The organism is Streptomyces sp. WM4235 (assembly GCF_001279725.1).
Taxonomy (GTDB): domain Bacteria; phylum Actinomycetota; class Actinomycetes; order Streptomycetales; family Streptomycetaceae; genus Streptomyces.
In genome coordinates this window covers 109737-129654 of the sequence record NZ_LGDE01000068.1, presented here as the reverse complement: position 1 = coordinate 129654, position 19918 = coordinate 109737, and the positions used below count along the sequence as shown (strand labels likewise).

Here is a 19918-nt window from a genome sequence, read left to right as displayed (position 1 = left end):
GGCCGGGGGCACGGCAGCGGCAGGGCCCGGGGGCGGGGGCGCGTCGGGGGCTCGGCCGGGTCCGGGCGACGGGTCGGGGGCCGGCGCGCCGTACGGACCCCGGGCCGCCTCACCGTACGGATCGTCGGCCGGGGCGCCGTACGGACCGTCGGCCGGGGCGGCGGTCGCCTCCGCGGCCGGGGCTTGGCGGGTCCGCTCCGGGGTGGGTGGTCCGGGCGGCGCCTCGACGACCGGGGCGGGCGCCGCCGGGCGCCGCCGCGGCATCCCGGGCAGGGGTTCACCGGCCATGGCGGGGGACGCGGTGTCCGAGCGCGTCCACTCCCGGACCTCGGCCGGGTTCATCGGAAGCGCGGCGAGCCGGGCCGTGAGGTCCTCGTGCCGCCCGGCCGCCCGGGCGGCGTCGTCCCGGGTCCAGGCCACCTCCCGCGCCAGCGCGGCCGCCTCCACCGGGTCCGGCGTGCCGGCCGGCCTGGCCGTCAGGCTGCGCAGCGCCGCCTCCGAGGCCTCCCGCTGCGCGGCGGCCGTACGGAGCAGGGTCCGCAGTTCACCCGCGCCGCCCGGGGCCCGGTCCCAGGCCCCGGCGGCGGCGCCGCGCAGCCGGGCCGCGTACTCCACCTCGCCGGCCACGGCCCCGGCATCACCCAGCAGGGACTCCACCACGTCCCACGGGGGAATCGCGGCTCCGTCCAGGCAGGCCCGCATCCCGTCGGGGTCCCGGCGCAGGAACTCCCCGTACCAGCCCGCCCCGGGATCCAGTCTCCGCGTCAACCCGCGCAGATATTCAGCGAGTTGAGCGATCAGCAGCGAAGTCGCCGTCTCCATGGGCGCATTGGATCCCACCCGTGTTACAGGCGGACTACAGGAGCCTCAAAGCTTGACGGCAATCGCGGTGTGCGGGCGCTTGCCGCGACGCACCACGGTGGCGGGCACGTCCACCAACCAGAACTGCCAGGTGTACTTGCGCATCATCAGCCCGCGCACCCGCTTGAGCCCGGCCTCGTCGAGCAACCGCGCCTCGCCCGGCAGTGCGGGAGCCCCTTCCTGGACACGTCCGCGCACATCACAGGGGCTGACGGTGACCCGGCCGCTGTTGCGGATCCGCTTGACCTTCCAGGAGTCGCTGCGCGTCCACACGTACAGCTCGCCCCCGTCCGCCACCGCCCAGACGGGGGTGGCGACGGGGGTGCCGTCCTTACGGAAGGTGGTGAGGCTGACGTACTTGCCCCGGCCGAGCTCCTCAAAGTTCATGCCCCGAGCTTAGGGGGTTTCGCGCGGATCGGGCCGGGCCGGGAGCGGGTCGTGAACGGCGACGGCGCCCGGGTGGCGGGAGACCGCCTCCCCCGAATCCCCGACACGGGCTCGGCCCTCGGGTACGGCGCAGGCCGCGAGCAGCAGGCCGCTCGCGAGGACGGCGCCGAGCAGTCCGAATCCGAGTCGCTTCGATGCGTTCGTGGCTGACACGCCCTCACGCTTGCCCCGCGCCCCGCGGGCCCCACCGCCCGTTGGGCCGTTCGGCCGATCGTCCCGCTCGAACGACAGGCCCGCGGGGCCGATCAGGCGTATCCTCGTCGCCCCTTCGACGGCACCCGCCGACACCCGCTCGACCAGGCGGCCGGCCCCGGCGGAGGCGAACCGGGCGGGCGCGAACTCAGACGGGCACGAAGGCGCAGCGCCGCATCACGTCGTCGAGGGAGAGGCCGAGGGCGCCGGCGAGGGCCGCCACGGTGAAGAAGGCGGGCGTCGGCGCGCGACCCGTCTCGATCTTGCGGAGCGTCTCGGCGGAGAGACCGGCGCTCGCGGCGATCTCGACCATGCTGCGCGGGCCTCGCGCCTCGCGGAGCAGCGCGCCCAGCCGTTCGCCGCGCTCGCGCTCTTCGGGGGTGAGGGGGGTTCGGACCATGCGGTCATCCTACCCCGGGACCCAATTTTCATCCCGTTAAAGTTATACCGGTATAGTTATTGGCATGGTGAAATTGAAGACGGACCGAGACATCGAGGAAATGCGCGCTCCCGGCCGGGTCGTGGGGCGGGCCCTGGCGGCGGCGCGGGAGGCCGCCGACGTCGGGGTCTCCTTGCTGGAGCTGGACGCGGTGGCCCGCGAGGTGCTCAGGGAGGCCGGCGCGACCTCCCCCTTCCTGGGGTACCGGCCGCAGTTCGCGCCCGTGCCCTTCCCGGCCGTGCTGTGCGTCTCGGTCAACGACGCGATCGTGCACGGCGTCCCGACCGGATACCGGCTGTGCGACGGGGACCTGGTCAGCGTCGACTTCGGCGCGAAGCTGGGCGGCTGGGCCGGGGACGCCGCGGTGAGCTTCACGGTCGGCCGGGCCCGCCCGGCCGACCTGCGACTGATCGAGACCGCCGAGGCCGCGCTGGCCGCGGGCATCGCCGCCGCCGTGCCCGGCAACAGGATCGGCGACATCGCCCACGCCGTGGGCACGGTCTGCCGCGGCGCCGGTTACGGCATACCGGACGGGTTCGGCGGGCACGGCATCGGCCGCTCCATGCACGAGGATCCCGGCGTGCCCAACGAGGGTCCCGCCGGGCGCGGCATGAGGCTGCGCGCCGGCATGGTCCTCGCGATCGAACCGATGGTGATCGCGGGAGGCACCGACGACTACACCTGCGACGCCGACGGCTGGACCCTGCGGACCGTGGACGGCAGTCGCGCCGCGCACGCGGAGCACACGGTCGCGATCACCGCCGGCGGCCCCAGGATCCTGACCACCCCGTGACGTGCCGGGCCGGCCCCCGCGGCCCGGCACGATCCGCGGGGGCCGGTGGCACCGGCACGATCCGCGAGAGACGGCTTACGGGCGGCCGTGCGGGTTGACGACCATCGCCGCGCCGCCGCCCCGCCTGCTGGTCTCGGCCGCGGCCAGCCAGCGGCCGTCCGGCAGCCGCTGCACGCCGGTGGCGGCGCCGATCTCCGGGTTCTGCCGGAACCCCTGGCCGATCGCCTCCAGTTCGGCGCGCACCGGACTGTTCCACAGGCCCGGCTCAAGCTCGGTCGTCGTCTGGTTGCGCTGGCTGGCCCGCGGCGCCGCGATGGCGTCGACCAGCGGCAGTCCGCGGTCCAGGTGTCCGAGCAGGGTCTGCAGCACGGTGGTGATGATGGTGGCACCGCCCGGGGAGCCCACGGCCAGCACCGGTCGGCCGTGCTCCAACACGATGGTCGGGGCCATCGACGAACGCGGTCGCTTGCCGGGGCCGGGCAGGTTCGGGTCGGGGACGCCGGGGGCGGCCGGGGCGAAGGAGAAGTCGGTCAGCTCGTTGTTGAGCAGGAAGCCTCGGCCCGGGACGGTGATCCCGCTGCCGCCGGTGGACTCGATGGTCAGCGTGTACGACACCACGTTGCCCCAGCGGTCGGCGACCGTCAGGTGCGTGGTGTTCTCCCCTTCGTACGTGGTCGGGGCGGCCTTGCCCGTGGTGGCGCAGGGCACCGGATTGCGCGGGTCGCCGGGGGCCAGCGGGCTGGTCAGCGTCTGGCCGGGCTTGACGAGGCAGGCGCGGCTGTCGGCGAACCGCTGCGAGAGCAGTTCCCGCGTCGGCACGTCCTCGGCGGCCGGGTCGCCGACCCAGCGGCCCCGGTCCGCGAAGGAGATCCGGGACGCCTCGATGAACCGGTGCAGGTACTGCGCCTCGGAGAGCGAGCCCAGGTCGGTGCGCTCCAGGATGTTGAGCGCCTCGCCGACGGTGGTGCCGCCCGAGGAGGACGGGGCCATGCTGTAGACGTCCAGGCCCCGGTAGCCCACCCGGGTCGGGGCCTGCCGCTTGGTGGCGTACGCGCGCAGGTCGCCGGTGGTCAGGTCGCCGGGGCGGACCACGCGGGTGGCGGCGGGGTCCACCGGGGGCTTGCGGACGGCCCGCACGATGTCCTCGGCGATCGGGCCCCGGTAGAGCGCCCCGGTGCCCTTGCGGCCGAGTTCGGCGTAGGTGGCGGCGAGGTCGGGGTTCTTGAAGGTGGAGCCGACCACCGGCAGGGAGCCGCCGGGCAGGAAGAGCTTCGCGGTGGCCGGGAAGTCCTTGAAGCGGTCCTGGTTCAGTTCGGTCTGGGCCCGGAAGGTGGCGTCCACGGCGAACCCTTCACGGGCCAACTTCTCTGCCGGGCGCAACAGTTGACCCAGTGGCCGCGAACCCCAGGCGTCGAGGGCGCTCTTCCAGGTCGCCGGGGTGCCGGGGACGCCGACCCCGCGCCCGCTGGTCTGGCCCTCGGCGAAGGGGATGGGGACGCCGTTCTCCTGGAACAGGCCGGCGTCCGCCGTCGCCGGGGCGGTCTCCCGACCGTCGATGGTGTGCACCCGACGGGTCTTGGCGTCGTAGTACACGAGGTACCCGCCGCCGCCGATCCCGGCGGAGTACGGCTCGGTGACGCCGAGCGCGGCGGCGGTGGCGACCGCCGCGTCCACCGCGTTGCCGCCGGAGCGCAGGACGGCGATGCCGGCGGCGCTGGCGTCGGCGTCGACGCTGGCCACCGCACCGCCGTGGCCGACGGCCACCGGGACCTTCGCGGGGGCACCGCCCGCCGGCGCCGACGGTGGCGCCGCCGCCCCGGTGGACACCAGTGCTCCGACGAGGGCGACCAGCGCCCATTGACGTGCGGCGGGACGACGCATCCGTACCTCCAGTCGACGGCCTGTCAGACCCCGTGCCACAGGCCCAGGCCGGCACTCTAACTTCACCGCGCCCCCCGCGTCAGGACGGCCTCGCTCGGGTTAACATCCGCGCCATGAACGACGACGTGCGCAACATCGTGCTCGGCGTGATGGCCACGGCCATCAGCGGCGGCTTCGGCTGGTTCGCCCGCACCTACCTGTGGCGCCGCACGCTCCGCCGCAAGCAGGCCTTCTTCGGGCTGCCCTCGGGCTCCGACTGTCTGTTCGTGGTCGGCCGACAGATGGGTGGCACCGAGGGGTCGGTGCATCGCAACGACGCCTTCGCGCTGTTGGAGATATCCGCCCTGATCAAGGACTGCGGCGCGAACCTTCAGATCGTCTCCCAGGACACGGTCCGCCAAGGCTTCGGAGAGCGGGCCGAGTTCTGTGTCGGCGGTCCCGTCTCCAACGCGCGGACGGCCGCCCACCTGGGGTCGATGCTGCCGGGCATCCGGGTGGACGTCAGCACGGAGGCGGGTCCCGACCGCGGCGCCATCGTCGTCGGCGACGAGACGTACCGCTGGAACAAGGGCCTGGTGGACCACGTGGTGCTGGCCCGGCTGACGACGGGACCGGGGACCAGGCCCGTGTTCCTGATCTCCGGACAGACCGCGATCAGCAACCAGGCGGGCGCCCGCTATCTGGCGCGCAATCACCGCGAGTTGGCCCGCAAGTTCGGCGGCGACTCCTTCTGCGTCGTGCTCAAGGTGGTCAACTCCGACGCCTACGGGCCGGACGTGGCGGAACTGTTGGCGGATGTCACCCGGTCGGCCCGGACACCCGCATCGGCAGCCGCGTGATCCCGTTGATGAAGTTCGAGACCAGCCGGCGCGGCGGCCCGGCGGACTCGGGCGGGGGCATCAGCGTGCGCCACTCCTCGTAGAGGATGCGCAGTTGGAGCCGGGCGAAGTGGGCTCCCAGGCAGACGTGTGGTCCGTCGCCGAAGGAGACGTGCGGGTTGTGCGCGCGTCCGAGGTCGAGCCGTTCGGGTGTGGTGAAGACCCGCTCGTCGTGGTTGGCGGAGGCGTGGAAGACCACCACCTTGTCTCCGGCGCGGATCCGCTGCCCGCCGAGTTCGGTGTCCACGGAGGCGGTGCGGCGGAAGCTGAGCACGGGCGGGTGGACGCGCAGGAGTTCGTCCACGGCCCGGTGCATGGGCACGTCGCCCGCGGCGAGCCGTCGATAGCCGTCCGGGTCGCGGGCCAGGGCGAGCAGGCCGCCGGGCGCGGCGCTGCGTACGGTGTCGTTGCCCGCGACGGTCAACAGGAAGAAGAACATCTCCAGTTCGGCCGGCTCCAGTTCGGCTTCAGCGAGGGCGGTCATCACGTCGTCGCCCGGATGCGCCCGCTTGTGGGCGGCCAGTTCGCGGGCGTACCCGAACATCTCGCCCAGCAGTGCCGGGGAGCGGGGGTTGAGGGGTTTCCCGTCCGGGCCGAGCAGCGGTGCGGGGGTGTCGTCGGGGTCCTGGTAGCCGATGACCCGTACGGTCCACTCCAGGAGCAGGCCGCGGTCGGCGGCCGGGATGCCCATCAGGTCGGTCAGGTTGAGCAGCGCGTACTCGTCGGTCACCGCGGACACCAGGTCGGCGGTCCCGTCCTCGGCGCCTTCGCGGGCGGCGCGCAGCAGCGTCCGGGCCCGCTCGCGCACCCGGCCCGCGAAGGCGTCGACGCGGGCGGGGGTGAAGGCGCGGGCGACGAGCCGTCGCAGCCGGCCGTGCCCGGGAGGGTCCTGGTTGAGCATGGTGCGGCGCAGGAAGGGCAGGTCGGCGGGGTCGGGGTCGCGGATCTGGGTGGCGCCGAGCCACGAGGAGTACGTGGCGTGTTCGCGCAGGACCCGTACGACGTCGGCGTGCCGGGTGACGGCCCAGAAGCCGGGTCCCGCGGGCCAGCCGAGGACCTCCGGTTCGGCCTGCCGGGCGACGGGGTGCCGGTCGCGGAGCAGCCGGTAGCGCCGGTACGGGATGTCTTCGGCGTACAGGCGGGGGTCGAAGACGTCGGGGACGTCCGCGTCGCCGTGCGTGGGGGCGGGGGCCATGGGGTCACGGTGCCGGTCGGGGCGCGTGCCTCGCAAGAGGACGGAACCCGACGGCGCGACACGATCCGAGGGGACCTCCTAGAACCCGCAGTGATCGGGTGCCAGGACGCTGTCGGGGCCGGCCAGGGTGACCTCGGCGTCCGCCGGGATCCCGGCGGAGGAGACGACGGTGCACATCACCTGGCGGCGGGCCGCCTCGGACAGGGGTCGCACCGGGAACGGCAGTCGGACCCGGACGGACCTCTCCCCGGTCATCTGCGTCAGCGGGCGTCCGTCGATTTTGCCCGGGGCGTTCGAGGAGGGCAGTTCGGTGTGCAGCCCGACCGCCTTCGCCGCGGGGTCGGGGCCGTTCATCAACAGGGTGATCATGGCGCCCGGCCCGTACGCGGGCCCGTCGGCGATCGGGACCGGTGCGAGGCGCCCGTCGGGCAGGACGAAGTACAGCAGGCCGGCGTCGGGCGGGGCGGCGACCGTGAGCACCCCGGGCCGGCCGATCTCCACGACGGGGGTGTCCTTGATCCCGCACGCGGTGAGCAGCGTCAGCGGCGCGGCCAGGATGGCGACGGCCCTGCGTACGGGGGTCACGCGCGGGCCTCCAGGGGCATGTCGAGGGTGAAGACGGCCCCGCCGTCGGCGCCGTTGGCGGCGTGCAGGGTGCCGCCGTGCAGACGGACGTTCTCCAGGGTGATGGCGAGTCCGAGGCCGCTGCCGGCGGACCGGGTCCGGGCCGCGTCGGCCTTGAAGAACCGGTCGAAGATGTGCGGCAGTACCTCGGGGGCGATGCCGGGCCCGCTGTCGGCCACCTCGATCACCAGGCGGTCGCCGTCGGGGCGGGGCGGGGCGGTGACGGTGATCCGGACCGGGGCGCCGCCGTGCCGCAGGGCGTTGCCGACGAGGTTGGCGAGGATCACGTCGAAGCGGCGCGGGTCGAGCCGGGCACGGACTCGCGGGGGCAGTTCGGCGCTCACCCGGTCGTCGTCCCAGTGGCGTCGTTCCAGGGTCTTGCCCACGGCCTCGGCGACGTCGACGTCGTCGAGGTTGAGCTCGGCCGCGCGGGCGTCGAACCGGGAGATCTCCATGAGGTCCTCGACGAGCACGGCGAGTTTGCCGGTCTCGGCGCTGATCAGCCGCAGGGCCTTGGCCGTGTCGGGGTCGAGGCTCTCGGCGTCCTCGTCGAGCACCTCGGTGACGGCGAGCATCCCGGCGAGGGGGGTGCGCAGTTCGTGGGAGACGTCGGAGGCGAACCGGCGGGCGCGGACCTCGGCCTGCCGCAGTTCCTCCACGGAGCGTTCCAGCGCGCCGGCCGTCTCGTTGAAGGTCCGGGCGAGTCCGGCGAGCTCGTCCGCTCCCCTGACCTCGATCCGGGTGTCCAGTTGTCCCCGGCCCATCTGCTGGGCCGCGGTGCGCAGTCGGCGTACGGGGCGCAGTACGCTGCGGGCGGCGAGCAGGGCGGGGACGACGGCGATGGCCAGGCCCGGGACGGCGCCCTGTTGGGCGGCGTCGACCATCGCGCTGACGGTCTGCTCCTCGGTGTTCAGGGGCATCACGGCGTAGAAGACGGCGCCGGTGGGTCGGTTGGACCCGTCGTGGACGAAGACGGCGGGCATCCCGACGGCGAGCATGGCGTTGCCCTCGCCGTCCCGGACCCGTTGGAAGGCGCCCGAGCGGGTGTGGCGTATCTGTTCGCGGAACCCCTCGCCGACGAGGGGTGACGCGAGGGGGCCGCCCGGGTTGTTCGAGGTCGCCTTCAGGTCGCCGTACTCGCCGTACACCACCCAGGAGTGGGGTTTGCCGCGCCGGCCCAGTTCGGTGACCATGCTCTGGAGCTGCGGCCGGTCGAAGGGCAGTTGGACCGCCTGGTTGTCGATCTGGTCGCGCAGGGTGCTGACGGCGGTGTCCTGGGTCTGCTTGAGGATCGCGGTGCGGGCCTGTTGGTACGTCAGCGCGGCCGTGGTCACCGCGCAGATCGCGGCGACCAGCAGGAAGGCGGCGATCAACCGGGTCCGCAGGCCGAGCGGGGCGATGCGTCCCACCGGGCGCCCTAGAGGGGACCGAAGCGGTAGCCGAAGCCCCGCACGGTCTGTATGTAGCGGGGGGCGGCGTCCGGGTCCTCGATCTTGTGGCGCAGGCGCCGGACGCAGGCGTCTACGAGGCGGGCGTCACCGTGGTAGCTGTGCTCCCACACGTACTCCAGCAGTTGCCGGCGGGAGAAGACCTGCGCGGGGGCGGCCGACAGGTGCAGCAGCAGTTTGAGTTCGCTGGGGGCCAGCGGGACGTGCGTGCCGTTCTTCGCGACGGTCAGACCTGCGCGGTCGACGGCGAGCTCACCGTGCAGCTCGATCCCGGCGCGGCCGTCGGTCGGGGCGACCAGGCGCCGCAACACGGCCCGGACCCGGGCCTCGATGATCTCGGTGCGGACGGGCTTGACGACGTAGTCGTCGGCGCCCGCCTCCAGGCCGACGACGATGTCGAAGTCGTCGCCGCGCGCGGTGAGCATGATGACGGGGACCTGGCTGGTCTCACGGATGCGACGGCAGACCTGGACTCCGTTGATGCCCGGCAGCATGAGGTCGAGGAGCACCAGCTCGGGGCGGAAGCCGGCCATCAGGGCCAGGCCGTCCTCCCCGGTCTCGGCGGTGCTCACCTCGTGGCCTCTGCGGCGAAGGCCGAGGGCGACCCCTTCCCGGATGGAAGGGTCGTCCTCGATCAGCAGTACGCGTGGCATCCGATCAGTATCCAGTGCGGTTCGGGTGCCTTCCTCCCCCTACCGGCCCGTTCTCCGGCGGAGGGATTCAAGCAGGTCGGTGATCTCCGTCAGGCGCAGCGGCCCTGCGAGAAGGATGACGACCAGGGCGAGCGCCGCGGTTCCCGCTCCGACGGCGGCGAATCTGCCGAACCCGTCACACGCCAGGGCCGCCCCGTATCCGGCGGCCGCCGCCGGCACGCAGGCCAGAAGCAGCCGCAGGTGGGTGCGCAGCGCCGTGGTCCGGGCCCCGGCGGGGGTCTCCGCGCGCGGGCCCAGCCGGCGGGCGAGGGCGTACGCGGTGACCGCGGCGCCCGCCAGGTAGGCGAGGGAGGTGGCGCCGGCGATGCCGGTGACGACCCAACGCGGCGGGAGCAGGGCGTGGGCGGTGTAGGCCAGCGACGCGGTGAGCACGACGATGACCAGGTTCAGGAAGAACGGGGTCCGGGTGTCGGAGAGCGCGTAGAAGCCGCGGGCGAGCACGTACTGGGCCGAGAAGGCGACCAGGCCGGGCGCGAAGGCCATGAGGATGCCGGCGATGACCTCGCTGTCGGCGGGCCCCACCTGCCCGTACTGGAGGACGCTCGCCGTCACCCAGGGGGCGAGGGCGGCGAAGATCGCGGCGGCGGGCACGACGAGGGCGGCGCTGGAGCGCAGTGCGTACGAGACGTCGCGGCGGACGGCGGCGTGGTCCCCGTCGGAGGCCGAGGCGCTCATCCGGGGCATCAGGGCGGTGACCAGCGAGACGGTGACGATGCCCTGCGGCACCACCCACAGCTGGTAGGCGTTGCTGTAGGCGACGTAGCCGGCGCCGCCCGCGACCCCGGAGTCGTCGGCCAGTTGACCGGCGGTGGTGGAGAGCAGGGTGACGACCCAGTAGGCGAACTGGTTGGTGAGGACCAGGGCGACGAGCCAGCCCGCGTTGCGCAGCGGGCGGGTGAGGCCGCTGCCGCGCCAGTCGAAGCGGGGGCGCCAGCGGAAGCCGGCCGCGCGCAGCGACGGGATCAGGGCGAGTGCCTGGACGACGATGCCGGCGGTGGTGCCGATGCCGAGCAGTCGGGTCTCGGACGCGCTCAGCACCTCGTCCCCGCCGACGGACACGTACAGGTGGAAACCGAAGACGGCGATGAGGACGAGGTTGTTGAGGATCGGGGTCCACATCATCGCCCCGAACCGGCCCCGGGCGTTCAGCACCTGCCCGAGCAGGGTGAACAGCCCGTAGAAGAGGATCTGCGGGAGGCAGAACCGGGCCAGGGCCACGGTGGTGTCCAGTTGGGCCGCGCTGTAGCCGGCGGGCGCGTAGGCCCGGACGATCCACGGCGTGGCGAGGACCGCGGCGGCGGTGAGCGCGAGGAGCGCGAGGACGCAGACGGTCAGCAGTCGGTCCGTGTAGGCGACGCCGCCGTCCTCGTGGCGTTTGGCCGCCTTGATCAGTTCGGGGACGAAGACGGCGTTGAGCGCGCCGCCGATCAGCAGGATGTACACGATGTTGGGGATGGTGTTGGCGACGGCGTAGCCGTCACCGAGGAAGTGGGTTCCGAGCGCGGCGACGACCACGGCGGAACGGACGAAGCCGGTGGCGCGCGAGACGATCGAACCGGCGGCCATCAGCGCACCGCTGCGCAGCACGGAGCTCTTGGCGGGCGCCGCCGGAGCGCCGCCCGGCGCCGGTCTCGTCTCGGTGGGGGCGCTCACCGGTGGGCACGGGGGGCCGCGAGGGCCCGGTCGCGCGCGGTGCTGTCGTGTCCGTTCAAGGGTCTCTCCCGCTTGCCTGGTGCTTCGGCGATCCGACCGGCGGTGAACGTGTGTTCGCCGAGGTCGAGGGGGGAGGGTACCCCGCGGGCGTCGTACCCATCGGATCCGGTGGGTGGGGCGAGGGGCGAGGGGGCCGCGGACCCGGCGGGAATCGGGCCGCCGCGTTGTCGGCGCATTCTTCGTCCGCCGGAGCCGGGGGGTGCGTGAGGTGAGGGCCGAAAGTCCTTTCACCCGGGCCCGGAAGGACGTCCGCCCATTCCGCCGCTCGGTTCCCGATCGGGAACCGGCATTCGGTTGCCGGATTCGCTGCGGTCCATGTCACATGCCCGTGGCCGATCTTTCTCGCGAAATCCGCAACCCGGGACCCCCGCACGCACTCTCCCTTTACGGACGATCATTACTTCGGAGGGGTTTCCGTTGAGCCGCACACGCCGTATCGACCTGTCGCGCCGTCACCTCACGCGGGCGCGCGGTCGAACCGCCGCTCTGGCCGGCGCCGCCGCGCTGGCGGCCCTCGCACTGACCGCCTGCGGGGGCGGTTCCGGTTCCGCCGGGGCCGATGACGGCAAGCCGGGGAAGGGCGAGAAGGCCGCCATGGCGATCTCGGTCAACCTGACGGGCGGCGAGGTGAAGGCAGGTCAACCGGTCACGGTGACCGTCGCGGACGGCAGGCTCGCCCGGGTGAAGGTGACGGACGGCAAGGGCGGTGAACTGGCCGGCCGGATAGCCGCCGACGGCCGGACCTGGACGTCGGAGCGCAACGCGTCGCCGGGGTCCGAGTACCGGGTCGAGGCGCAGAACGCGGAGAGCCAGAGCGCGGAAGCCCGTTTCAAGACGTCCGCGGCCGACAAGGTGAACAAGGTCACGATCAATCCGGGCAGGGTCACCCCGGTCGTGGGTGTGGCGCAGCCCGTCTCGATCGTGTTCGACAACCCGGTGAAGAACAAGGCCGAGGTGGAGAAGCACCTGAAGGTCACCACGTCGAACAACACCGAGGGTTCCTGGGGTTGGTTCAAGGACTATTCCGGCAATGACCGGGTGGACTGGCGCCCGAAGGAGTTCTGGAAGTCCGGCACCGACGTGAAGGTCGAGATGAACCTGAACGGCGTCGACTCCGGAGCGGGCGGCGGACTGTTCGCCAAGGACTACTCCACCGAGTTCAAGATCGGAAAGGACCGTCGGATCAAGGTGGATCTCGACACCCGGAAGCTGGCGGTCACCGAGGGCGGCCAGGTCGTGAAGACCATTCCGATCTCGGCCGGCACCCCGGGCGGTCAGAAGGCCTCCTGGTCCGGGACCATGGTGGTGATGGCGAAGGAGGGCACCATCCGGATGGATTCCCAGACGGTGGGCCTGGGCGACTCCTACGACAAGATGGTCGACTACTCGATGCGGTTGACCTGGTCGGGCATGTACGCGCACGCCGCCCCGTGGAACAGCGCCAACTTCGGCAGGGCCAACGCCAGTTCCGGCTGCGTGGGCATGAGCGACGCCAACGCGGCGGCGTTCTACGAGCAGGCGCAGGTCGGGGATCCCTTCGAGGTCGTCGGCAGCGGTTCCAAGGGGCGTGCGGACATCGGCAACGGGTACGGCGAGTGGAACCTGTCCTGGGACGAGTGGAAGGCCAAGAGCGCGCTGAACGGCGCGCCGCAGAGCGGCTGACCACGCGACACCCTCCGCCGCGGGCCGGTGCGTTGAACTTCAGCCAATCGTTACTCGTACGTAACTTACCCACGGGTTACCTACGGTAAGCCCCTCCCGTTACCGTCGGGTCACTTTGACACCGGCGTACGCGAGGAGCGACAGATGGTCCGCACCACCAGCACCGCGGCGGCCGCAGCGACCGTGGCGGCCGTGCTCGCGGCGACCGCCCTGGGCCTGGCCCCCCACCAGGCCCAGGCGGCGCCCGTCACCGGGCCCACCGCCACCTCCGACGCCTCGTCGGAACTGCGCTTCCACGACATCCCCGGCTCCGGCGGCATCACCCTCAAGGGCAACGTCTTCACTCCCGCGGGCGCCGGGGCCGGCGCGAAGTACCCGCTGATCGTGCTGCCCACCAGCTGGGGCCTGCCGCAGATCGAGTACGTCGCGCAGGCCAAGAAGCTCGCCGACTCCGGTTACGTCGTGGTCAGTTACACCTCCCGCGGCTTCTGGCTCTCCGGCGGGCAGATCGAGACGGCCGGTCCCGCGGACACCGCCGACGTCTCCGCCGTCATCGACTGGGCCCTCGCCAACACCCCGGCCGACGCCGCACGCGTCGGTCTCGGCGGGGTCTCCTACGGCGCGGGCATCAGCCTGCTCGCCTCGGCCCGCGACCCCCGGATCAAGGCAGTGGTCGCGCTCAGCGGCTGGGCCGACATCGTCGAGTCGATCTACTCCGGCCGCACCCAGCACCGCCAGGCGGCCGGGATGCTCGGCGTCGCCGGGCGGATCACCGGCCGCCCCGGCCCCGAACTCCAGCAGATCCTGGACGACTTCCTCGACTCCCGGCTGGATCGCGAACAGCAGATGATCGACTGGGGCAAGAAGCGCTCCGCCGCCTACGAGGTGGACCGCATCAACTCCAACGGCGCCGCGATCATGCTGGGCAACGCCTGGGGGGACACCATCTTCCCGCCCAACCAGTACGCGGACTTCTTCGAGAAGCTGACCGGCCCCAAGCGCCTGGAGTTCCGTCCCGGCGACCACGCCACCGCCGAGGCCACCGGCCTGTTCGGGCTGCCCAACGACACCTGGACCAACGCGCACCGCTGGTTCGACCGCTACCTCAAGGGTGAGCGCAACGGCGTGGACTCCGAGGCCCCGGTACAGATCAAGTCCCGCAGCACCGAAGGCTACGAGGGCTACCCCGACTGGAAGTCGGTCGGCTCGGGCGGAACGCAGCGGCTGCCGCTCTCCGACAGCGAGCACGTGTTCGCCAACGTCGACTCCGGCGCCAACGGCGGCACCCTCTTCCTCTCCAGCATCCTCGACCAGTTCGTCAAGGCGCCCCCGGTCGCCTCCATCCCGCTCCTCCCCCGCGCCTTCGCGGCCGTCTGGCAGTCGGACCGCCACGACGCTGTCCGCAGGGTCCGCGGCACGGTCAAGGTGCACACCACCGTCACGCCCACCAAGGCGGACGGCACCTTCGTCGCCTACCTCTACGACGTCGGCCCGCTCGGCCTCGGCAAGCTGGTCAGCAACGCCCCGTACACCTTCCACGGGAAGACCCCCAACCAGGCCTTCGGGGTGGACCTCGACCTCTTCTCCACCGCCTACGACGTCCCGGCCGGCCATCGGCTCGCCCTGGTCGTGGACACCGTCGACCCGCTCTACATCGAGCACAACCCCACCGGCGCGCAGCTGACCTTCTCCTCGCCGCGCACCGATCCCTCGTACGTCTCGGTGCCGCTGCGCGAGCAGTGACCGCGGCTGCCGCCGGGCGGGTTGGCTCTTCGGGCCGCGGGCGGACTACGTGCGTCCGCCCGGCAGCGCCGTTCCCGGTTCGGCCGGGGCGACGGTGACCGCCTCGGTCTTCGGATTGCGCCGCTGCCGTCGCGCCACCCAGGTGGCGAACCAGGACAGCAGCATGCACATGCCGATGTAGATGGGAGAGATGATCATGACGACCGGGATGAACGGCAGGTCGTAGTCCAGGTTCGAGGCGATCAGCTTGCCCGCGTGCAGGAACTCCTCGTAGGTGATCAGGTAGCCCAGCGAGGTGTCCTTCAGGGCCACCACGAGCTGGCTGATGATCGTGGGCAGCATCGCCCGGACCGCCTGCGGGGCCAGGACGAAGGTCATCACCTGGGTCTTGCGCATGCCCAGGGCGTACGCGGCCTCGCGCTGTCCCTTCTCGACCGAGTTGATCCCCGTGCGGAAGACCTCCGCCAACACCGAGCCGTTGTAGAGGGTCAGCCCCGCCACCAGCGCCGGCAGCGGCTGGACCTTCAGCGCGACGAAGATGAAGAAGATCATCACCAGGACGGGCATCGCCCGGAAGAACTCCACGCACAGCGTGGCGAGCCAGCGCACCGGACGGTGGATCGACATCCGTCCGGTGGCCAGCACCGCGCCCAGCGCGAGCGAGAGCACGGAGGCGTACGCGAAGGCCTTGAGGGTGTTTCCGAGCCCTCTGAGCAGCAGTTCCTGGATGCCCTTGTACTCGAAGGGGGTCCACTTGGCGGCGGTGAACTGGTCGGTGTCGAAGAGCAGGTAGAGGATCCAGCCGAGCACCAACAGGATCAGCGCCGTGGAGACGACCCCGTAGAGGAAGTGCCGGCGCCGGGCCCGAGGACCGGGGATGTCGTAGAGGGCGTTGGACTCCAGGTCCCCGTGGAGCGTGTGCGCGGTCATCGGGCGACTCCGAACCGCTTTTCGAGCACGTGGAAGAGAACGCTGATGGACAGGGTGATGATCAGGTAGCCCACGGCGATCCAGACGAAGGTCCAGATGATGCTGTAGCCCAGCTCGTTGAGGGTCTTGTAGGTGCCCAGCAGCTCGTTGACGCTGAAGGCGCCCGCGATGGCCGAGTTCTTGGCGAGGGCGATCAGCGTGGAACCGATGGGCGGGATCACGGAGCGGAAGGCCTGGGGCAGCACCACCGTGCCGAGGGTCTGGTCGAAGGACATCCCCAGGCTCCGGGCCGCCTCGCCCTGCCCCTTGGGCACGGTGTTGATGCCGGAGCGCAGCACCTCGCAGATGAACGCGGAGGTGTAGCAGCCGAGCGCGAGGATCGCGAAGAGCTGGAAGGGCAGCACGATGCCGAAGCGCGGCAGGCCCAGCAGCACCGCGAAGAACAGCAGGGTGAGCGGGGTGTTGCGCAGCACGGTGACCCAGACCGTGCCGAAGACCCGGAAGGATCCGACGGGCGCGACCCGGAAGGAGCACATCACGAAGCCCAGGACCAGGGCGAGGAGGGAGGCGTAGAAGGTGAGTTGCAGGGTCCCGAGGAATCCCTTGCCGTAGATCGCGAAGTTCTCGGTGAGTACGTCCATGGAGGTGACTCCGCTCCTCTCAGCTCGCCGGGTAGCGATCGATGGGTGGTGGCGTCGGGGCGGGCTCGCCGGACAGGCCGAGCGTGGCCTCGTACGCCTTCTTCCAGTTGCCGTTCTTCTCGTTCTCCGCCAGGGCATCGTCGAGGGCGAAGCGCAGGGCGTTGTCGCCGCGCGGGACACCGATCCCGTAGGGCTCCTTGGAGAAGGGCTCGCCGACGACCTTCAGTTCGTCGGGGACCTTGGCGGCGTAGCCGAGGAGGATCGAGTCGTCGGTGGAGACGGCGTCGACCTGGTAGGTGAGCAGGTTGTCCACGCAGACGGAGTAGGTGTCGTAGGAGACCAGCACGGCCTCGGGGTGTTCCTTCTGGAGGCGCTGGTAGGGGGTGGAGCCCGCCGCCGAGCAGACCTTCTTGCCGGCGAGGTCCCCGGGGCCCTTGATGTCCTTCTCGTCCTTGCGCACGAGGAGGGACTGGCCGGCCATGAAGTAGGGGCCGGCGAAGCCGACCTGCTTCTTGCGGTTGTCGTTGATCGTGTAGGTGCCGACGTAGTAGTCGATCTGCCCGTTCTGCAGGGCGGTCTCGCGGTTGGCGGAGGCGATCGTCTTGAACTCGATCGTCTTGGGGTCGAAGCCGAGGGAGGCGGACATCATCTTGGCGATCTCGATGTCGAAGCCGGAGTAGCGGCCACTCGCGGGGTCCTTCTCCCCCATGTACGGCTGGTCCTCCTTGGCGCCGACGACGAGGTGCCCGCGCTTCTTGGCCCGCTGCCAGGTCGGGGACTCGGGCAGGGTGAAGTCGGTGGCGACCTTGTAGGTGGGCAGGTCCTCCGGCTGGGGCCCCTTGACGGGTGGGCTGCCGTCCTTGCCGCAGCCGACCGCGGAGGCGAGCAGGGCGAGGGCGAGGAGGACCCCGGGCAGGCGGGATCGACGGGATCGACGGGAGAGCGTCACGGCCGGCCCCTCAGTGCTTGAGGATCTTGGAGAGGAAGTCCCGGGCCCGGTCGCTCTCGGGAGCGGTGAAGAAGTCCTCCGGGGTGCGGTCCTCGATGATCTTTCCGTCGGCCATGAACACCACGCGGTTGGCGGCGGAGCGGGCGAAGCCCATCTCATGGGTGACCACGACCATGGTCATGCCCTCCGCGGCCAGCTGCTGCATGACCTCCAGCACCTCGTTGATCATCTCCGGGTCGAGCGCCGACGTGGGCTCGTCGAAGAGCAGGGCCTTGGGACTCATGGCGAGGGCACGGGCGATGGCCACGCGCTGTTGTTGGCCGCCGGAGAGCTGGGCGGGGTACTTCTCGGCCTGGTCGGCGAGGCCCACCCGGTCCAGCAGCTCGCGGGAGCGCTTGTCGGCCTCGTCCTTCTTGCGCTTCCTGACCTTGACCTGCGCGAGCGAGACGTTGGCGAGGACGGTCTTGTGCGCGAAGAGGTTGAAGGACTGGAAGACCATGCCCACCTCGGCGCGCAGTCCCGCCAGCTCCTTGCCCTCGGCCGGCAGCGGCTTCCCGTCGAGCGTGATCGCTCCCGACTCGATGGTCTCCAGCCGGTTGATGGCCCGACACAGGGTCGATTTGCCGGAACCGGAGGGGCCGATGATCACCACCACCTCCCCGCGGCCGACGGTGAGGTTGATGTCTTGGAGCACGTGCAACTGCCCGAAGTGCTTGTTGACGTCCCGCAGCTCGATCAACGGATCGACGGCCATACGCTGCCCTGCCCACTTGTCGGTGTGTCGAGGTCAGCGCAAACTATCCAGCCGTGGAAAGGCACTTCGCCTCGACACGCCTAAATGCCGCATAAAGGCGCCGGAGATCAGCCCTCCGAGGCCTCGGCGTACGCCTGGGACAACTCCGGGGATCCGGTCATCGCCCACGACACCCCGGACTCGACCACGTTCAGCTCCCGGCCCGAGGCCAGCCGGATCACCGGCTGCCCGTTCGGCCACACCTGCCAGACGGTGCCCGGGATGGTGCGGATGATCACGGTCCCGAGGTAGAAGCCGGCGTCGTTGCCCAGCCACGGCACGGCCTCGGGATCCCGTCGCCAGCGGGGCATCAGCTGGTCGAGCGCCTCCAACGAAGCCGGGCTCCCGTCGAGTTCGAGCCCTGCCGAGCGGGCCTGGGCGCGCAGCATCTCGCACTCCGAGAACAACTCGGCGACGCCCTCGGGATCATCCACGAGGGCGGCGGCGAGTCCCGCACCCCGTTCCTTCTCGTTCCGGTTCAGCCAGTTGTCCAGGAAGGGGATGTTCATGCGAACCAGCCTGGCACCCGGATCCGCCGCCGGCCACAGGGCGCGCAGGGATCAGAGGTCCAGGTCCACCACGACCGGGGCGTGGTCGGACGCGCCCTTGCCCTTGCGCTCCTCGCGGTCCACGTAGGCGTCGGTGACGGCCTTGACGAAGGGGGTGTTCCCGTAGGCCAGGTCGATGCGCATGCCCCTGTTCTTGGGGAAGGCGAGCATCCGGTAGTCCCAGAACGTGTACGGACGGTCGTACTTGAGCGCGCGCGGGAAGACGTCCGAGAGACCGGCCTCGCGCAGCGCCTCCAGGGCGGCGCGCTCGGCGGGGGTGACGTGCGTGAGCCCCGCGAAGACCGCCGGGTCGTACACGTCCTCGTCGGTCGGCGCCACGTTGAAGTCGCCGAGCACCGCGAACGGACGGGGGCCGGCCGCATCTTCGGCGACGGCGGCGGCCAGGGCGCGGAACCAGTCCAGCTTGTAGCCGTAGTGGTCGTGCTCGACCTCGCGGCCGTTCGGCACGTAGACCGACCAGACGCGCACCCCGCCGCAGGTGGCGGAGATGGCGCGGGGCTCCTGGACGCCCTCGTAGTCGGGCCCGCCGGGCAGGCCCGTCACCACGTCGTCGAGACCCACCTTGGAGAGCAGGGCCACGCCGTTCCACCGGCCGGTGGCGTTGACCGCGGCCTCGTAACCCGCCTCGCGGAGCTCCGCGTGCGGGAACTGCTCGGCGGAGCACTTGGTCTCCTGGACACACAGGACGTCCGTGCCGGAGGACTCCAACCAGGCCAGCAGGCGCGGCAGCCGGGCGGTGATCGAATTGACGTTGTACGTGGCGATACGCATGCCACCCAACCTACCGCCCGGCACCGACGGTCACAGGTCCGTGGCCTCCCCGGCGGTGAGCCTGCCGTGGTCGGTGCCGCCCAGGTTGTCCAGGGCCAGGTCGTAGATCGGCCGGGCCAGGTCGGCGAGGTAGGCGTCGTGGATGTCGATGGCGCGCCGGGGCTTGACCTCGCGGAGGTAGTCGATCACCTCGGAGACCTTGTTCCAGGGCGCGTGCACCGGGAGCATCAGGGTGTCCACGGGGGCCTCGGGCACGGTCAGCGCGTCGCCGGGGTGGAAGAGCGAACCGTCGACCAGGAACCCGACGTTGGTGACCCGGGGGATGTCCGGGTGGATCACGGCGTGCAGCTCGCCGTAGGCCCGCACCTCGAAACCGCCCGCGGTGAAGGCGTCCCCGTGCCCCACCGTGTGCACCCGGCCGGGATGGGCCGGGGCCAGCTTCTCGGCGACGCTGCGCAGGGTCCACAGCTCGGCGGCGGGGTTCGCTTCGAGGGCGGCGCGCAGCCGGCCCTCCTCGAAGTGGTCGGGGTGCTCGTGCGTGACCAGCAGGACGTCGGCCCCCAGGCCGGCGTCGGGTTCGCTGAAGGCGCCCGGGTCGATGACGAGCACGCGCCCGTCCTTCTCCAACTGGACGCAGGAGTGGAGCCGCTTGGTGAGCTTCATGATCCCAGGCTAG

At 71.6% G+C, this 19918-nt stretch carries 20 protein-coding genes and 1 pseudogene; 4 read left to right on the top strand and 17 right to left on the bottom strand.

What is annotated here, in order from left to right; genetic code table 11:
- From ADK55_RS08350 to ADK55_RS08335, 4 genes and pseudogenes are all read right to left on the bottom strand, one after another.
- Positions 1-822 (bottom strand): annotated as a pseudogene (locus tag ADK55_RS08350) (hypothetical protein); the annotation flags it as partial.
- A 45-nt stretch (positions 823-867) separates the two neighbouring features.
- On the bottom strand, positions 868-1248 hold the full coding sequence (locus ADK55_RS08345; RefSeq protein ID WP_053676828.1) for a PPOX class F420-dependent oxidoreductase: 381 nt from the start codon (positions 1246-1248) through the stop codon (positions 868-870).
- Between the two features lie 9 nt (positions 1249-1257).
- Complete coding sequence (locus tag ADK55_RS38400) at positions 1258-1461, bottom strand: hypothetical protein (protein WP_159041316.1); 204 nt, start codon at positions 1459-1461, stop codon at positions 1258-1260.
- A 187-nt stretch (positions 1462-1648) separates the two neighbouring features.
- Positions 1649-1900, bottom strand: a complete 252-nt coding sequence (locus ADK55_RS08335) for a helix-turn-helix domain-containing protein (protein WP_053676826.1) — start codon at positions 1898-1900, stop codon at positions 1649-1651.
- A 64-nt stretch (positions 1901-1964) separates the two neighbouring features.
- On the opposite strand from ADK55_RS08335, the gene map reads away from it, so the two are divergent.
- A complete protein-coding gene (map, locus tag ADK55_RS08330) occupies positions 1965-2732 on the top strand; it encodes a type I methionyl aminopeptidase (protein WP_053676825.1) in 768 nt (255 codons plus the stop codon).
- A gap of 75 nt (positions 2733-2807) precedes the next feature.
- Here the strand turns inward: map and ggt are convergent, their stop codons facing one another.
- A complete protein-coding gene (gene ggt / locus ADK55_RS08325; protein WP_053676824.1) occupies positions 2808-4613 on the bottom strand; it encodes a gamma-glutamyltransferase in 1806 nt (601 codons plus the stop codon).
- A gap of 113 nt (positions 4614-4726) precedes the next feature.
- On the opposite strand from ggt, the gene ADK55_RS08320 reads away from it, so the two are divergent.
- On the top strand, positions 4727-5452 hold the full coding sequence (locus tag ADK55_RS08320; RefSeq protein WP_053676823.1) for a hypothetical protein: 726 nt from the start codon (positions 4727-4729) through the stop codon (positions 5450-5452).
- Here ADK55_RS08320 and ADK55_RS08315 read toward each other — a convergent pair.
- The 5 genes from ADK55_RS08315 to murJ form a co-directional block, all read right to left on the bottom strand.
- Positions 5412-6686 (bottom strand): cytochrome P450, encoded by a 1275-nt coding sequence (locus ADK55_RS08315; RefSeq protein ID WP_053676822.1) that lies wholly within the window; start codon positions 6684-6686, stop codon positions 5412-5414. The two genes, ADK55_RS08320 and ADK55_RS08315, sit on opposite strands and share 41 nt — an antisense overlap.
- Before the next feature lie 78 nt (positions 6687-6764).
- On the bottom strand, positions 6765-7271 hold the full coding sequence (locus ADK55_RS08310) for a hypothetical protein (RefSeq protein ID WP_053676821.1): 507 nt from the start codon (positions 7269-7271) through the stop codon (positions 6765-6767).
- Entirely contained in the window at positions 7268-8719 is a 1452-nt protein-coding gene (locus ADK55_RS08305; RefSeq protein ID WP_053676820.1) for a sensor histidine kinase, read from the bottom strand. Before ADK55_RS08305 ends, ADK55_RS08310 begins: the two co-directional genes overlap by 4 nt.
- Before the next feature lie 8 nt (positions 8720-8727).
- Positions 8728-9411 (bottom strand): response regulator transcription factor, encoded by a 684-nt coding sequence (locus ADK55_RS08300; protein ID WP_053676819.1) that lies wholly within the window; start codon positions 9409-9411, stop codon positions 8728-8730.
- Between the two features lie 39 nt (positions 9412-9450).
- Complete coding sequence (gene murJ, locus ADK55_RS08295) at positions 9451-11124, bottom strand: murein biosynthesis integral membrane protein MurJ (protein ID WP_053676818.1); 1674 nt, start codon at positions 11122-11124, stop codon at positions 9451-9453.
- A 477-nt stretch (positions 11125-11601) separates the two neighbouring features.
- Between murJ and ADK55_RS08290 the strand changes: the two genes are divergently transcribed.
- Together ADK55_RS08290 and ADK55_RS08285 are read left to right on the top strand one after the other, a co-directional pair.
- Positions 11602-12846: an Ig-like domain-containing protein gene (locus tag ADK55_RS08290; protein ID WP_420713605.1), complete on the top strand. Its 1245-nt coding sequence runs from the start codon at positions 11602-11604 to the stop codon at positions 12844-12846.
- A 144-nt stretch (positions 12847-12990) separates the two neighbouring features.
- Positions 12991-14589, top strand: a complete 1599-nt coding sequence (locus ADK55_RS08285) for a CocE/NonD family hydrolase (RefSeq protein WP_053676817.1) — start codon at positions 12991-12993, stop codon at positions 14587-14589.
- 45 nt (positions 14590-14634) lie between these two features.
- Here the strand turns inward: ADK55_RS08285 and ADK55_RS08280 are convergent, their stop codons facing one another.
- From ADK55_RS08280 to ADK55_RS08250, 7 genes are all read right to left on the bottom strand, one after another.
- On the bottom strand, positions 14635-15519 hold the full coding sequence (locus ADK55_RS08280; protein WP_053676816.1) for an amino acid ABC transporter permease: 885 nt from the start codon (positions 15517-15519) through the stop codon (positions 14635-14637).
- Positions 15516-16160: an amino acid ABC transporter permease gene (locus tag ADK55_RS08275; protein ID WP_053676815.1), complete on the bottom strand. Its 645-nt coding sequence runs from the start codon at positions 16158-16160 to the stop codon at positions 15516-15518. Before ADK55_RS08275 ends, ADK55_RS08280 begins: the two co-directional genes overlap by 4 nt.
- Before the next feature lie 19 nt (positions 16161-16179).
- Complete coding sequence (locus tag ADK55_RS08270; protein ID WP_234349954.1) at positions 16180-17109, bottom strand: glutamate ABC transporter substrate-binding protein; 930 nt, start codon at positions 17107-17109, stop codon at positions 16180-16182.
- A gap of 10 nt (positions 17110-17119) precedes the next feature.
- Positions 17120-17863, bottom strand: a complete 744-nt coding sequence (locus ADK55_RS08265) for an amino acid ABC transporter ATP-binding protein (RefSeq protein WP_053676814.1) — start codon at positions 17861-17863, stop codon at positions 17120-17122.
- A 107-nt stretch (positions 17864-17970) separates the two neighbouring features.
- Complete coding sequence (locus ADK55_RS08260; RefSeq protein WP_053676813.1) at positions 17971-18411, bottom strand: DUF6278 family protein; 441 nt, start codon at positions 18409-18411, stop codon at positions 17971-17973.
- 51 nt (positions 18412-18462) lie between these two features.
- A complete protein-coding gene (locus ADK55_RS08255; RefSeq protein ID WP_053676812.1) occupies positions 18463-19242 on the bottom strand; it encodes an exodeoxyribonuclease III in 780 nt (259 codons plus the stop codon).
- Between the two features lie 30 nt (positions 19243-19272).
- The gene (locus ADK55_RS08250) at positions 19273-19905 is read right to left on the bottom strand and encodes an MBL fold metallo-hydrolase (RefSeq protein WP_053676811.1); all 633 of its coding nucleotides are present in this window, start codon (positions 19903-19905) and stop codon (positions 19273-19275) included.
- Positions 19906-19918 lie beyond the last annotated feature (13 nt).